The organism is Tardiphaga sp. OK245, assembly GCF_900108575.1.
Lineage (GTDB): Bacteria > Pseudomonadota > Alphaproteobacteria > Rhizobiales > Xanthobacteraceae > Tardiphaga > Tardiphaga robiniae.
The window spans coordinates 883,316-897,249 of the sequence record NZ_FNWZ01000002.1 but is presented as its reverse complement, the minus strand read 5'-3'; the positions used below and the strand labels follow the sequence as shown (position 1 = coordinate 897,249).

The 13,934-nt window shown below is 62.4% G+C and carries 18 protein-coding genes; 6 read left to right on the top strand and 12 right to left on the bottom strand.

From position 1 onward, the window contains the following. Window positions 1-171 precede the first annotated feature (171 nt). Window positions 172-1,050 (top strand): HpcH/HpaI aldolase/citrate lyase family protein, encoded by an 879-nt coding sequence (locus tag BLW80_RS10960; RefSeq protein ID WP_093757920.1) that lies wholly within the window; start codon window positions 172-174, stop codon window positions 1,048-1,050. 239 nt (window positions 1,051-1,289) lie between these two features. On the opposite strand, the gene BLW80_RS10955 is transcribed toward BLW80_RS10960, so the two are convergent. The 3 genes from BLW80_RS10955 to BLW80_RS10945 form a co-directional block, all read right to left on the bottom strand. Then, window positions 1,290-2,081 carry a glycosyltransferase family 32 protein gene (locus BLW80_RS10955; RefSeq protein ID WP_093757919.1) on the bottom strand — a complete coding sequence of 264 codons (792 nt, stop codon included), beginning with the start codon at window positions 2,079-2,081 and terminating at the stop codon, window positions 1,290-1,292. Window positions 2,082-2,102: 21 nt separating this feature from the next. Further along, window positions 2,103-2,708, bottom strand: a complete 606-nt coding sequence (gene leuD / locus BLW80_RS10950; protein WP_089266479.1) for a 3-isopropylmalate dehydratase small subunit — start codon at window positions 2,706-2,708, stop codon at window positions 2,103-2,105. 71 nt (window positions 2,709-2,779) lie between these two features. Next, window positions 2,780-3,181 (bottom strand): metallopeptidase family protein, encoded by a 402-nt coding sequence (locus BLW80_RS10945; protein ID WP_093757918.1) that lies wholly within the window; start codon window positions 3,179-3,181, stop codon window positions 2,780-2,782. Between the two features lie 205 nt (window positions 3,182-3,386). Between BLW80_RS10945 and BLW80_RS10940 the strand changes: the two genes are divergently transcribed. Further along, on the top strand, window positions 3,387-3,674 hold the full coding sequence (locus BLW80_RS10940) for a hypothetical protein (RefSeq protein ID WP_502688598.1): 288 nt from the start codon (window positions 3,387-3,389) through the stop codon (window positions 3,672-3,674). A 1-nt stretch (window position 3,675) separates the two neighbouring features. Here BLW80_RS10940 and BLW80_RS29855 read toward each other — a convergent pair whose 3' ends face one another. Then, window positions 3,676-3,891, bottom strand: coding sequence for a hypothetical protein (locus BLW80_RS29855; protein ID WP_139285806.1), 216 nt, complete (start codon window positions 3,889-3,891; stop codon window positions 3,676-3,678). Between the two features lie 241 nt (window positions 3,892-4,132). On the opposite strand from BLW80_RS29855, the gene BLW80_RS10930 reads away from it, so the two are divergent. The 3 genes from BLW80_RS10930 (at window position 4,133) to BLW80_RS30595 (ending at window position 5,998) form a co-directional block, all read left to right on the top strand. Further along, on the top strand, window positions 4,133-4,420 hold the full coding sequence (locus BLW80_RS10930; protein ID WP_093757915.1) for a hypothetical protein: 288 nt from the start codon (window positions 4,133-4,135) through the stop codon (window positions 4,418-4,420). A 163-nt stretch (window positions 4,421-4,583) separates the two neighbouring features. Beyond that, window positions 4,584-5,030 carry a hypothetical protein gene (locus BLW80_RS10925; protein WP_093757914.1) on the top strand — a complete coding sequence of 149 codons (447 nt, stop codon included), beginning with the start codon at window positions 4,584-4,586 and terminating at the stop codon, window positions 5,028-5,030. Between the two features lie 311 nt (window positions 5,031-5,341). Continuing rightward, window positions 5,342-5,998, top strand: a complete 657-nt coding sequence (locus tag BLW80_RS30595) for a hypothetical protein (RefSeq protein WP_210185316.1) — start codon at window positions 5,342-5,344, stop codon at window positions 5,996-5,998. 172 nt (window positions 5,999-6,170) lie between these two features. On the opposite strand, the gene BLW80_RS10915 is transcribed toward BLW80_RS30595, so the two are convergent. The 4 genes from BLW80_RS10915 to trmD all read right to left on the bottom strand — a co-directional run bounded on the left by BLW80_RS10915 (window position 6,171) and on the right by trmD (window position 10,481). Continuing rightward, the gene (locus BLW80_RS10915) at window positions 6,171-7,349 is read right to left on the bottom strand and encodes a winged helix-turn-helix domain-containing protein (RefSeq protein WP_502688592.1); all 1,179 of its coding nucleotides are present in this window, start codon (window positions 7,347-7,349) and stop codon (window positions 6,171-6,173) included. A 79-nt stretch (window positions 7,350-7,428) separates the two neighbouring features. Next, on the bottom strand, window positions 7,429-8,844 hold the full coding sequence (leuC, locus tag BLW80_RS10910; protein WP_093757912.1) for a 3-isopropylmalate dehydratase large subunit: 1,416 nt from the start codon (window positions 8,842-8,844) through the stop codon (window positions 7,429-7,431). Window positions 8,845-9,198: 354 nt separating this feature from the next. Beyond that, window positions 9,199-9,597: a 50S ribosomal protein L19 gene (rplS, locus tag BLW80_RS10900; protein ID WP_089266471.1), complete on the bottom strand. Its 399-nt coding sequence runs from the start codon at window positions 9,595-9,597 to the stop codon at window positions 9,199-9,201. A 122-nt stretch (window positions 9,598-9,719) separates the two neighbouring features. Then, window positions 9,720-10,481: a tRNA (guanosine(37)-N1)-methyltransferase TrmD gene (gene trmD / locus BLW80_RS10895; protein ID WP_093757911.1), complete on the bottom strand. Its 762-nt coding sequence runs from the start codon at window positions 10,479-10,481 to the stop codon at window positions 9,720-9,722. Between the two features lie 110 nt (window positions 10,482-10,591). Between trmD and BLW80_RS29840 the strand changes: the two genes are divergently transcribed. Further along, window positions 10,592-10,888 carry a hypothetical protein gene (locus BLW80_RS29840; RefSeq protein ID WP_139285804.1) on the top strand — a complete coding sequence of 99 codons (297 nt, stop codon included), beginning with the start codon at window positions 10,592-10,594 and terminating at the stop codon, window positions 10,886-10,888. 3 nt (window positions 10,889-10,891) lie between these two features. Here BLW80_RS29840 and rimM read toward each other — a convergent pair whose 3' ends face one another. From rimM to BLW80_RS10875, 4 genes are all read right to left on the bottom strand, one after another. Continuing rightward, a complete protein-coding gene (rimM, locus tag BLW80_RS10890; RefSeq protein ID WP_093757910.1) occupies window positions 10,892-11,416 on the bottom strand; it encodes a ribosome maturation factor RimM in 525 nt (174 codons plus the stop codon). A 6-nt stretch (window positions 11,417-11,422) separates the two neighbouring features. Beyond that, complete coding sequence (rpsP, locus tag BLW80_RS10885) at window positions 11,423-11,755, bottom strand: 30S ribosomal protein S16 (RefSeq protein ID WP_089266465.1); 333 nt, start codon at window positions 11,753-11,755, stop codon at window positions 11,423-11,425. Between the two features lie 49 nt (window positions 11,756-11,804). Then, window positions 11,805-13,322 carry a signal recognition particle protein gene (gene ffh / locus BLW80_RS10880; protein WP_093757909.1) on the bottom strand — a complete coding sequence of 506 codons (1,518 nt, stop codon included), beginning with the start codon at window positions 13,320-13,322 and terminating at the stop codon, window positions 11,805-11,807. Between the two features lie 199 nt (window positions 13,323-13,521). Further along, window positions 13,522-13,932 (bottom strand): winged helix-turn-helix transcriptional regulator, encoded by a 411-nt coding sequence (locus tag BLW80_RS10875; RefSeq protein ID WP_089266461.1) that lies wholly within the window; start codon window positions 13,930-13,932, stop codon window positions 13,522-13,524. Between the last annotated feature and the right edge of the window lie 2 nt (window positions 13,933-13,934).

Sequence of the window (13,934 nt, the reverse complement as noted above, 5' to 3'; positions counted from 1 at the left end):
ACCGGTTTTCGCCGACAAACGGGGTCGTTTGTCGAGAGATCACGCTCAAACATACGGTCCCCACGGATAACCATAGGACGCCAGCGCGAACAAGCCTTCCGGGCGGCGGGCTGAAATGTTATCGCGGATGCCTGAATAACGAACAGGCCATAATCACAGGGAAATGACGCCATGATCCGTCCGCGCCGCAGCCATTTGTTCATGCCCGGCTCGAACCCGCGCGCGCTGGAAAAGGCCCGTACCGTGGCCGCTGACGGCATCATCCTGGACCTCGAAGACGCCGTGGCGCCGGATGCCAAGGGAACAGCGCGCGACGCCATCGGGCAGACGCTGGCTGCCGGCGGCTTCGGCAAACGCGAGGTCATCATCCGTATCAATGCGCTGGATTCGCCGTGGTGGATCGACGATGTGACCATGGCCGGCAAGGCCAAGCCCGATGGCATCCTGGTGCCGAAGATTTCCAGCGTCGAGGATCTCTCAGCCGTTGCTGATCGCCTGAGTGACATTGGCGCCGACATGTCGATCAAGGTCTGGGCCATGATCGAGACCTCGCGCGCCATCCTGCATGCGGAAGAACTCGCGGCCGCCTCGCGCGATTCCGAAAATCGCCTGGCCGGCTTCGTGTTCGGCCCCAACGACATCGCCCGCGAGACCCGCATCCGCATGATGCCCGGTCGCGCGGCAATGTTGCCGATGATCACGCATTGCGTGCTGGCGACGCGGTTGCATGGTCTCGAAATTCTCGATGGTCCCTACAGCAATTTCAGCGATACCGAGGGTTTCATCGCCGAAGCCGAACAGGGCCGCGACATCGGCTTCGACGGCAAGACGCTGATCCATCCGAGCCAGATCGAGGCCTGCAACAAGGTCTTCACGCCGCCGGACGACGAAGTCGCCCAGGCCCGCCGCATCATCGCCGCCTTCGAACAGCCGGAAAACGCCAAGCGCGGCGCGATTCAGCTCGACGGCAAGATGGTCGAGCGGCTGCATGCGGACATGGCCAAGCGCACGATCGCGATCTCGGACGCGATTGCGGCGATGGGGGGCTAGTACCAGTCAGCAACGACGCGCTTTCTTCACCCTCCCCCTTGCGGGGAGGGTGGCGCGTTGCGAGCGCAGCGAGCAGCGCGACGGGTGGGGGTGCCACAGGCGATGCTCTCACGTGTGGCACCCCCACCCCGGCCTCCACCTGAACGATGCTTCGCATCGTCAGGTTCGGTCGACCCTCCCCGCAAGGGGGAGGGATACCGCGGGCCGTTGCGCGAAATTTGTAGATTCAAAGGCTGATACTAACGTGCGCCGACCTGCTCCGTCGCCCACGCATAAAAGCTTCCCGGCATCGGCGCTTCCTTCCCGCGCCCCTTCGGCGAGATGTGGAAGCCTAGAATCCCGGGATCATCGAGCAGCGCTTTGAAATTCGATGGCTCGAAGAACAGTTTCGGCTCGGCATGAATCGCATAATACGACTTCCGCGGCAGCGCGTGATGCTGCGCGCCATGGCGCTTCGCCAGCGCCGTCAGCGATGCCGGGCCGAAGATCGCGACGCGGACGTCGCTGGCGCGCTTCGTGCTGTCGCGCCATTTGCGCCATGCGAAAGCGAGGCGATGGCGCAATGACATCCAGTCTGGCGTCAACTCGTCCTGCCTGATCAGCGCCTCGAACGCCGCAACGATCGGATCGTCAGGCGGCAGATACAGCACCGAATTGCCGAGCTGACGTCGCTTCTCCCAGGCGAAATAAGGCTTTGCCGGATCGATCTCGATGGGCTTCAGCAGCAGCACATCCGCGTCGAGCCAGAGGCCAAGACCTTCGGCCATCAGCCGGATGCGAAAGAAATCGCTGAACTGCAGCGGGGTCCAGCCAACCCACGCGCCATCGGGAGCTGATGGGCGCAGCCGCTCGGCGAAAGCCCGCGGCAACACAGCTTCCGCATCGGCATTGCTCACGCCATCCGGCAGATCGGTGATCGGTGCAAAACTGTAGAGCGTGACGCGGTGGCCGGCCTCGACCTGCGATCTCAGGCACAGCCTGCGCAACGCATCGAGCGGGCCCTCCCAAAAGGTGACGACGTCAGGAATCACGCGTCACCTTCCGAAGTGAGATCAGGCCCAGGCGCGTGCGGTCTTGAGCTTCTCTTCGTAGCTGTCGATGGAGGCCTTCTTCTCCATCGTCAGGCCGATATCGTCGAGACCGTTGAGCAGGCAATGCTTGCGGAACGGATCGATCTCGAACTTCACCGTGCCACCGTCGGGGCCACGAATTTCCTGGTTCGGCAGGTCGATAGTGATCGTCGCATTGGCGCCGCGCTCGGCATCGTCGAACAACGCGTCGAGATCCTTCTGCGAGACGCGGATCGGCAGCACGCCGTTCTTGAAGCAATTGTTGTAGAAGATGTCGCCGAACGAGGTCGAAATCACGCAGCGGATGCCGAAATCCAGCAGCGCCCACGGCGCGTGTTCGCGCGACGAACCGCAGCCGAAATTATCGCCGGCCACCATGATCTTGGCATTGCGATAGGCCGGCTTGTTGAGCACGAAATCCGGGTTCTCGCTGCCGTCATCGAGGTAGCGCGCTTCCGAGAACAGGCCCTTGCCAAGACCGGTACGCTTGATGGTCTTCAGATACTGCTTCGGGATGATCATGTCGGTATCGACATTGATGATCTTCAGCGGTGCCGCGACGCCTTCCAGCGTGGTGAACTTGTCCATGAACGTATCCTCGGATTGAGCCGGCGTTTTAGCCCGATCGGGCGGCCCGTCCAAGGGTGATTTATGCAGGGCTAATCGGCGACGCCAGCCTCGATGGCCTCCATATCGGCGTCCGACAGGCCGAAATGGTGGCCGATCTCGTGGATCAGCACATGGCGGACGATATGGCCGAGGGTTTCGTCATGCTCGGCCCAGTAATCCAGGATCGGCCTGCGATACAGCCAGATCATGTTCGGGAGCTGCCCGGTATTGTCCTGGCTCTGAAACGGCAGTCCGACGCCCTGGAACAGGCCCAGCAGGTCGAATTCGGTCTCCGCCTGCATCTCCTCCAGCACCTCGTCACTGGGAAAGTCATCGACCCGGATGATCACGCCTTCGCAGAGCTTGCGGAAATCCTCTGGCAGGAGGGCGAGCATGGCATGGGCCATGTCTTCCATTTCCGCGAGATCGGGAGCTTTTGCCTGGTGCCACATGTTTCCCTGTCTAGCCAATTCCCATGACATGGCAATGCGCCGGCACAGGGCTGTCCCGGCGGTTGACGGGCGGGCGTCAATCGGAGACTTTGCGGCATTCTTTTGAAGCATGATCTCCCGACAAACGAACCCGTTTGTCGGTGAAAACCGGCATCCACTTTTCGGGATCATGCTTATGGCAGTTTGGGGCGTGACAATGCGGATCATGATGGCGGCACTGGGATTGGCGGTTGCGCTCGGCGGCTTGCCGATGGCGAACACCGCACAGGCGCAGACGGCCACACAGGTCGCCCAATCCGACGACAGCGTTCAGCCCCACCGTGCGCGCCCGCGCGTTCGTATCTATCGCACCCCAGACGAACGCGGTGTCTATCCCAGCTACAATCCCGGCCCGAATGCCGTCCGCGATTGCACCGCCAATCTGGTGCAGGAATATCGCCCGAGCGGCACCGTGATCGTACCGCGGATGAACTGCTACTGGCGCCGCGGCTAAACTAGCGGCGCTGCCGCGCGGCACCGATCAGACCCGCTGCAATCACCATCGCCGAACCGCCATAGACGATAATCGCCATGGCGAGTTGTGTTGCTGCGCCTGCGGTGCCGGGTATCACGCCCGGGCCTTGCGACGCCTGCGCCTGTTCGATCCACAGATCCAGGCCCGTGGAGACGAATGCGAGCGTGACACCAATCGTCGAGATCAAACGCATCATGACGGCCTCCATCATTGCATGATCGAGATACGCGTCGTGCAGCGATTTGGTTTTACAACCGTGCTTCACATTGGCGCGATGACGCGCATTCGTTCCGCGGCTGCGACAGTCCGCCACCGCGTCATATCGCTCACGCACCATTCACATCGCGTTCACCTCCCGAACCCTAGCGTCATCAGCATGGGCGATGATCCATTTGCAGCGTGCATTTGAGATGCGCGCAGACCTGAGGAGAGCACACGTGAACGTTAAGAAAATTTTTGGCTTCGCTGCCATCGCAGGATTGCTGTTCGTCGCAGCGCCAACGCAGCAGGCGAACGCTGTTTCGCTGAACGGCCCGGGCATCGCATCGTCCGTGCAAAGCGGCGAGAAACTGACGACCGAGGTTCAGTATCGTCATCACCACAATCGCGGCTATCGCCCGCATCACGGCGTGCGCCGTCACCACGGCTGGCACCGCCCGCATCACGTCCGCCGTCATCATGGCTGGCACCGGCCGCACCATGTGCGTCCTCACTGGCGCCACTGAGAATATTTCGGAAATGGAAACAGGCGCGCGCAAGTGCGCCTGTTCTCGTTGACGGGATGTTGACCGCGTCTCTCTGTCGCGGGAAATCGCAGCCTCCATATGCGTTATGGGGTGAAGGCGACGAAAGACGATCGATGGAAAGCGATCGAGGCAAGGAAAAATCATGAAGAACTGGGTAGGCGCAGCCATGCTGGCTGCAACACTTTCACTCGGTGGCGCATTGACCAGCGCCCCCGCAATGGCTGACGCACAGACGCCTCAAAAGGCTGCGGCAGACAACAAGGCAAAGGCGACGGACTTCAGCGCGCAGCGGCGCCATCGTCACTTTCACCACCGCCATCATCACTTCGGCCACCGGCATTACGGGTATCGCAGCTATTACGGCCCGCGTTATGGCTACGGATACGGCTATCGCCCGTACCGCTCATATTACGGCCCCGCCTATTACGGACGTCCCTATGCCTATCGCCCTGCTTACTACGGCGGATACGGCTACCGGCCCTACGGCTATTATGGCGGCTATCGTCCCTATGGCGCCTATGGTTATGGCCCGGGCGTCGGTTTCGGCGGCGGCCCGCTCAGCGTCGGCTTCAGCTTCGGCCGCTGGTAAATTCCAGGATCTCTAGACGATATTGACAGGCGCCCTTTGCGGCGCCTGTTTTTTTGTGCGTGCCGCGCGGCTTCCGCATGCGTCATTCATGACGCGTTCAGATCGACATCCTTAATTTTCGGTCAAGGCGCGACAATTCACATGACACGACCATGCGCAAATGCACCGTTCGCGCAAACGAGGACCTGCACTGTCAGGTTTGCGCGATCGATGTCCCATGCGCCGATCGAGGGAGGATGTTTCCGATGAGAGATGTTCAGAATCGACAACCTGTCCTGAATGCCGATCGAGGTTTTGCGATCAGACAATTCATGACGCGCTCGCTCGGCGTGGCTGCCGCCGCAGCGATGATGATATCGCTGACGCCATCGGCACGGGCGGTCTCGCTGATCAATCCCGGCGCGGCACCCGCAGCCAAGCAGGCGAGCGACGCGCTGCTCCAGGTCCAGCATCGCGGTGGACGCGGCGGCGGAGGTTTCCGCGGCGGTGGCGGCGGCGGTCACGCCTTTCATGGCGGAGGCGGAGGCGGCGGCGGATTTCGTGGCGGCGGCATGCCGGCGTTTCGGGGTGGAGGTGGCGGCGGAGGCTTCCGAGCCGCAGCGCCGGCATTCCGTGGCGGAGGCGGTTTCCGTCCGGGGCCGGCCTTTGTCGGCGGCGGTTTCCGGCGTGGCCCCGCGTTCCACGGCGGCGGCTATCGATACGCGGCGCCATTGATCGCCCGGCGCCCTTATTATGCGCCGACACGCTACTACGGCGCGCGCCATTACGGCTATCGCCGCCATTTCCGCCCGCGCTATTACGCCTATGCGCCGAGCTATTATTACGGCCCGCGCTACTACCAACCGCGCCGTTTCTGCCGGATCGTCTGGACCTATTACGGCCCACGCAAGATCTGCCGCTATCGCCCCTGGCATCACCGCCACTGGCACCACCGGCGGCATTACCATCGCTTCAATATTTATTGGTGAGATGGGTCGGGTTGACTGAAGCGACTCTCCACACACTCCATCATGGCCGGGCATAGCGCGAAGCGCGGCTTCGCTGGATGTCCCGGCCATCTACGTCTTTGCTTGTTGCCAAAACGTGGATCCGCGGGTCAAGCCCGCGGATGACGACGGAGTGTAGTGCACGCGCCGGAGCTCACTCCCCCAACTGAAACGCCTCGAACCGCCCGAGCTCTTCCTCGATGCGGCGCTTCCATTCCTTGCGCGGTGTTTTCGGCTTGGTGCCCTCACCGACCCAGCTCCATTGCTGCATCAGCAATTTGCGCTTCTGCCGATCGGTCTTGAGATCGACCGCTGCAACGATCTGATCATCCACCAGCACCGGCAGTGCGAAGTAGCCGAGCTGGCGTTTTTCCTTCGGCACATAGGCCTCGAAGCGATGGTCATGCCCGAAGAACAAATTCGTGCGCTTGCGCTGGATCACGAGAGGATCGAACGGTGACAGCACATGGACCAGCCCGGCCTCGCCCGGGCTAGGGTCCTCGATAGCCGCGGGCGTCGTCCAGTGTTCCTGCTTGCCGGCGCCATCGAGCGCGACGGCCATCAGCTCGCCCTTGCGCACACGGGCCTCGATCAGCTTGCGTATGCCGGCCTTGCTCGGTGCATCCAGGTGGCAGATCGAGTCCAGACTGACGATGCCCTGCGACCGCAGCGCGCGATCCAGCAGATAGGCGTATTTCTCCGTAGCACTCGCGGCTTTCGGCAGCGTCTCCCAGCCGAAATGCCGCAGCAGAAGATCATAGGTCTTCAGCATGCCCTGCCGTTCGGAGATCGTGAGATGCCCCTCATAAAACGCCAGCTGCAGCGCTCGCTTTGACGGCTTGCGGCTGGCCCATTCGTGATCCTTCTCGCGCAGCACATCGTCATCGATATCGCGAATCGACAACGGGCCGGCCTTGGCCAGCCGCATCACCTTGCGCTTGTCCGCCGGTGTCACCGACGCGAACCAGCCATGGCCCTCACGGCGATAATATTTCATGTCCGGCACGAAGAAGCCGATGTCATCGGTCGGCACGTAAGCGAGCGCGTGGGTCCAGTATTCGAACACGCTCTTGTCGTGCGTCTGCGCCTGCCTGAGATCGGCGCGTTTGTAGTTCGGGATCCGTGAGAACAGGATGTGATGGTGACTGCGCTCGATCACATTGATGGTGTCGATCTGCACATAGCCAAGATGCTGGACGGCAGCCTTCACCGCCTCCGCGCCGTCACCGAACGGCGCACGCGCATCGAGCCGCTGCGCGCGCAGCCAAATGCGTCGGGCCGTCGTGTCGGTCAGTCCGAAGGGTTTGACGAGTGCGCGAGGCATGCGGGACAAATTACGGAGCTCATAGAAAGACGACCTACATCAGCAGGCCGTCGATCTTACCGAGGATGTGCCGCCCCGTGCAGCTAAATTAATGCCACTCGCGGATATCGACGAAGTGTCCCGCGATCGCAGCCGCAGCCGCCATCGCCGGCGACACCAGATGGGTGCGGCCCTTGTGGCCCTGACGGCCCTCGAAGTTGCGGTTCGAGGTGGCAGCGCAGCGTTCTTCCGGCGCCAGCTTGTCGGGATTCATCGCCAGGCACATGGAGCAACCCGGCTCACGCCATTCGAAACCGGCCTTCAGGAAGATCTTGTCGAGGCCTTCAGCTTCCGCCTGCTCCTTCACCAGACCCGAGCCCGGCACGATCATCGCCGAGACATGGCCGTTGACGGTCTTGCCGTCGACGACCTTGGCCGCGGCGCGCAGATCCTCGATACGACCATTGGTGCAGGAACCGATGAAGACGCGGTCGAGCTTGATGTCGGTGATTTTCGTACCTGCGGTCAGACCCATATAGGCCAGCGCACGCTCCTTGGAGAGACGCTTTGCTTCATCCGCGATGTCGGCGGGGTTCGGCACCTTGCCGGAGATCGAGATGACGTCCTCGGGCGAGGTGCCCCAGGTGACGATCGGCGGCAGCTTCGCCGCATCGAGACGGATCTCGTGATCGAAATGCGCGCCTTCGTCGGAGCGCAGTGTTTCCCAGTAGCGCACGGCCTGTTCCCACATCTCGCCTTTCGGCGACATCGGGCGACCTTTCAGGAATTCATAGGCCTTCTCGTCAGGTGCGATCAGGCCGGCACGGGCGCCGCCTTCGATCGACATGTTGCAGACCGTCATGCGGCCTTCCATCGACAGCGCACGGATCGCCTCGCCGGCATATTCCAGCACATAGCCGGTGCCGCCGGCGGTGCCGATCTCGCCGATGATGGCCAGGATGATGTCCTTGCCGGTGACGCCGTCCGGCAGTTTGCCATCGACGGTGGCGCGCATGTTCTTCGCCTTCTTCTGGATCAGCGTCTGCGTCGCCAGCACGTGCTCGACTTCCGACGTGCCAATGCCATGCGCCAGCGCGCCGAATGCGCCGTGCGTCGAGGTGTGGCTGTCACCGCAAACGATCGTCGTGCCCGGCAGCGTAAAACCCTGCTCGGGACCGATGACGTGGACGATGCCCTGGCGCTTGTCGAACTCGTTGTAATATTCGATGCCGAATTCACGCACGTTCTCGGCCAAAGTCGCGATCTGCTCGGTGCTTTCCGGATCGGGATTGGGCTTGGTGCGATCGGTGGTCGGCACGTTGTGATCGACGACGGCGAGCGTCTTCTCTGGCGCATGCACACGGCGGCCGGCGGCACGCAGGCCTTCGAACGCCTGCGGGCTCGTCACTTCGTGCACCAGATGGCGATCGATATAGAGCAGGCAGGTGCCGTCAGCGGCTTCCTCGACCAGATGGTCGTTCCAGATCTTGTCGTACAGGGTGGTCGGCTTTGCAGAGTCAGTCATGAGATCAGGCCTCAAAAGAAAACGTGGGCCAGTTGCGTGCTGCTAAATGATTCGCCGCATCGACGGCGCAAAGCGAGCAACTGAGAAACGGGAAAAGAAACGCGTGAGATTGCTCACGCGCTTCTAAGCGCGCCCACGATCGACGTGGTGAAGCGACCGAAGAAGCGACCGGGCAGCCGACTATGATCGTCGATGACGATGCGCAAAGCGTGCTGGTGCAGGTCTAGAAACATTCCAGTCATATAGCACTCAGCGATCACGACGCCAATGCGACGGAGGTATGCAGTCTTCACGTAACAAAAAAGCGCGGCTTGCGCCGCGCTTTTCGTCTCGCACATTCGATGATGCGGAAAATTACTTAGCTGCAGCCACAGCCGCGACCTTGGCCGGACGCTCGGTCTTCTTCTCGACGATGCGGGCCGACTTGCCGCGCAGATCGCGCAGGTAATACAGCTTGGCGCGACGCACCTTGCCGCGACGCACAACCTTGATCGAGTCGATCATCGGGGAGAGCAGCGGGAACACGCGCTCGACACCCTCGCCGTATGAAATCTTGCGAACGGTGAAGCTCTCATTGATGCCGCCGCCGTTGCGGCCGATGCAGACGCCTTCATAGGCCTGCACGCGGGAGCGCTCGCCTTCGACAACCTTCACGTTGACGATGAGGGTGTCGCCGGGACCGAATTCCGGGATCGACTTGGTGGCGGAAAGGCGGTCGAACTGCTCTTTTTCAAGCGTCTGAATCAGGTTCATCGAAAATCTCCATCGGCGGCGCGCCCAGACGTTGCGCGGGCTGCGCTCGAAACTCTTACCCTGCCATTGCACGGATTTGGCGCTGCTATACGGGAAAGCGAAGCCGTTGTCACCCGTCTCTGTCACTCGCCCGTCGTGATTTTTGGCGGTTTTCGCTTTCTGCCCGATTCCGGGGCTTTCGGGCGAGCCGCCCATAAATCGGGCCGGCGCTCCTGGGTAAGCGCTTCCGCCTCGGCCAGCCGCCATTTGGCAACCTTCGCATGGTCGCCCGAAATCAGGACATCCGGGATTTGACGCCCCTCGAAGGTCTGCGGGCGGGTATATTGCGGGTATTCGAGTAGCCCATCAGAGAAACTCTCGTCGGTTCCAGACGCCAACTTACCCATGACACCCGGCAGAAGCCGCACGCAGGCATCAATCAGCGTCATGGCACCGATTTCGCCGCCGGACAGCACATAGTCCCCGATCGAGACTTCCTCGAGCCCTCGGGCGTCGATGACGCGCTGATCGATGCCCTCGAAGCGGCCGCAGACGATCAATGGCCCCGGCCCGGCCGCCAGCTCCGCCACCCGCGCCTGGGTCAATGGCCGACCGCGGGGGCTCATCACGAGCTTGGGACGGCCTTCAGAAGCCTCCACCGAATCGATCGCTGCGGCCAGCACATCGGCGCGCAGCACCATGCCCGGTCCGCCGCCGGCAGGCGTGTCATCGACGCTGCGATGCTTGTCGGTGGCCGAGGCACGGATATCCCGTGCCTCCAGCACCCACAGGCCGGAAGCCAGCGCCTTGCCAGCAAGGCTGATGCCGAGCGGACCCGGAAACATCTCCGGAAACAGCGTCAGCACCGTCGCGCGCCATGGCGCGGATGAAGGATCGGAAGTCATGACCTTCCATCGCGCGTCCGGCGCGAGGCGTCAAACCCCGGCGATCGCCGCGTCAGGCCGCCGACATCTGCTCGCTGGTGTCACCCGCATCGAAGGCGGCGCGAGCGGCCTTGATCTCCGCGAAGCTGCGCTCAGCGGCCCGAGGGCCGATTGTCCCAGCGGCGACAGCCGATATTCGACCGAAAGCAGAGCGACAAAACAGTCCCATACGTTCGTCTGCCGGAAGCCAAATTCAAGGCCATCATGCTCAATGCGGCCTTCCGGAAGAACTCGCGGATCTGATCGCGACGTCAAACACGGCGGCAGCCGACGGCGCGCTGTTCGATGACAGCCATACGCTGAGTAAGCTGATCGGGCGGAAGACGACGCCGTTCGCAACAACGATAGCGGAGGCGTTGAAAGCGTAAACCCTACGCCGCAGTGGGATCGTCGCCGATGATCTCACCCGGCAATTCGATCACGACCTGTCCAGCCACAAGATCGACGGTCGGCACCACCGCATTGGTGAAAGGCAACAGCAGGGTCGCGCCCTCTAGCGGCGCGATCTCGATGATATCGCCGGCGCCGAAATTATGGATACCGACGACACGGCCGATCGAGTCGCCCGCAGCATTGACCGCAGCGAGGCCGATCAGATCGGCGTGGTAATATTCATCGTCTTCGGTGTCGGGCAGCGCATCGCGCGCCACAAAGAGCTCGACGCCATTGAGGCGCTCGGCGTCTTCGCGGGACGCAACGCCCTTCAGCGTCGCGACCAGATGGCCCTTGGCCTCGCGGACATCATCGACCTCAAAGCTCCGCTTGCCGTCCTTGGTGGCAAGCGGACCGTAGTCGAGCACGGCGAATGGATCTTCGGTGAAGGTCCACAGCCGGACCTGACCGCGCACACCATGCGGCGCGCCGATGCGCGCGACGCAGATTTGCGCGGAGGTCATTCCGCCTTACTTCTTGGCGGCGGCTTCAGCGTTGGCCTTGCGCTCCTTGCGCGGCACGGCCTTCTCGGGATTGTTGCGGGCTTCGCGCTTCTGAACGCCAGCGGCATCGAGGAAACGAGCAACGCGATCCGACGGCTGTGCGCCCTTGGCGATCCAGGCCTTGGTCTTGTCGAGGTCGAGCTTCAGGCGCAGCTCGTTGTCCTTGGCGAGCAGCGGATTGAAGTAACCGAGACGCTCGATGAAGCGGCCATCGCGGGGAAAACGCGAGTCGGCGACGACGACGTGATAGACGGGGCGCTTCTTGGTGCCTGCACGAGCGAGGCGGATAACGACGGACATGGGATTCTCCTAAGTATGTTCGATTTGAATGTGAGTTGAATGGGTCGCGTTATTTCTTTTTCCCGAGACCGGGAAAGCCGCCGAGTCCCGGCAGCGTCGGTTTGCCCAGGCCCGACAGGCCCGGGAAATCTTTCGGCAATGACGGCATGCCCTGCGGCAGCCCGCCCGGCATCTTCTCGGCCATCGCCTTCATCTGTTCGGGCGACGGCATGCCACCGCCGCCGAAGCCCATGGCCTGCGCGATGCCGGCCATCGGGCCGCGCTTGCCTGAGCCCATGGCCTTCATCATGTCGGCCATGTTCCGGTGCATCTTCAGCACCTTGTTGACTTCCTCGACCTTGAGGCCGGCGCCAGCAGCGATACGCTTCTTGCGGCTGGCCTTGAGGATGTCGGGATTCTTGCGCTCCTGACGCGTCATCGAATCGATGACGGCGATCTGGCGCTTCACCACACGGTCGTCGAGACCGGCGGAAGCGATCTGGTTCTTCATCTTGGCGATGCCGGGCATCATGCCCATCAGGCCGGAGAGACCGCCCATATTGGTCATCTGGATCAGTTGCTCACGCATGTCGGTGAGATCGAACTGACCCTTGCGCATGCGCTCGGCAGTGCGCGCAGCTTTTTCCGCATCGATATTCGCAGCGGCGCGCTCAACCAGCGAGACGACGTCGCCCATGCCGAGAATACGGCCGGCGATACGGCTCGGATGGAAGTCTTCCAGTGCATCGGTCTTTTCACCGGTACCGATCAGCTTGATCGGCTTGCCGGTGACCGCACGCATCGAGAGTGCAGCACCGCCGCGGCCATCGCCGTCGACGCGCGTGAGCGCGATGCCGGTAAGGCCGACGCGGGTGTTGAAGGAGCGCGCGAGATTGACGGCGTCCTGACCGGTCAATGCATCCGCGACCAGCAGCACTTCATGCGGATTGGCGATCGCTTTGATCTCGATCGCTTCCGACATCATTTCTTCGTCGAGCGTCGTGCGACCGGCGGTGTCGAGCAGAACCACGTCGTAGCCGCCAAGCTTGGCGGCCGACAGCGCACGCTTGGCGATGTCAGCGGGCTTTTGCCCTTCGACGATCGGCAGCGTCTGGATGTCGAGATCGCGGCCGAGCACCGCGAGCTGTTCCATGGCGGCCGGACGATAGACGTCGAGCGAGGCCATCAGCACCTTGCGCTTGTCGCGCTGGGTGAGACGGCGGGCGAGCTTTGCAGTGGTGGTGGTTTTACCGGAACCCTGCAGACCGACCATCATGATGGCGACGGGTGGCACGGCTTGCAGATCGATGCCGCCTTCACCGTCGGCGCCGAGCGTGGCGACCAGCTCGTCATGGACGATCTTGACGACCATCTGGCCGGGGGTGACCGACTTGACGACGGTGGCGCCGATGGCCTGTTCACGGACACGATCGACGAAGCTGCGGACCACGTCGAGCGAGACGTCGGCCTCGAGCAGCGCCCGGCGGACTTCGCGCATGGCGGCATCGACATCAGCCTCCGACAGCGCACCGCGCCCGGTGAGCCGATCGAGAATTCCGCCAAGCCGTTCCGACAGACTGTCGAACATCGATTGTCGCTTCCGCTCGTGCCATCCCCACGATGGCAAATAACCAAACACTTTTGCGCCCGAGGGCGCATCGCGCTGTCGGGCGTTGACCTCCGGTCTCCAGGACCGGTCGGCGGGTCGAAAAGAGAACTTTTCGAGAAGTGGCGGGATTTACAGTGCTGGAGCCCGATAAGTCAAGGTTTGCAGCGCGATCGCCTGCTCAGGCGGCCGCGCTCCGTGTTCCGCCGGCATCATAGTGCTGCTGTGCCTCAAGCACCTGGCCCATATGGTTTTCAGCCCAGACCCGCAGCGCATCGACGGTATCCGACAGGGTTCGTCCGAGCGGAGTGATCGCATATTCGACCGTGACCGGCACGGTGGGGATCGCCTTGCGGCTCACCAGGCCATCGCGCTCCAGGCTTTTCAGGGTCTGCGACAGCATTTTCTGCGAGATTCCCTCGATCTGCCGCCGCAGCTGGTTGAAGCGAACGGGGCCGTCCGTGAGCAGGCCCAGCACCAGAACCGCCCATTTATCGGCGATCCGGTCCAGAACCAGCCGGGTTGGGCAGCTGCTCGCATAGACGTTGCCGGCTTTCCAGCGCTGGGCGGCGCTTTCGATATCGGTCTGCATGG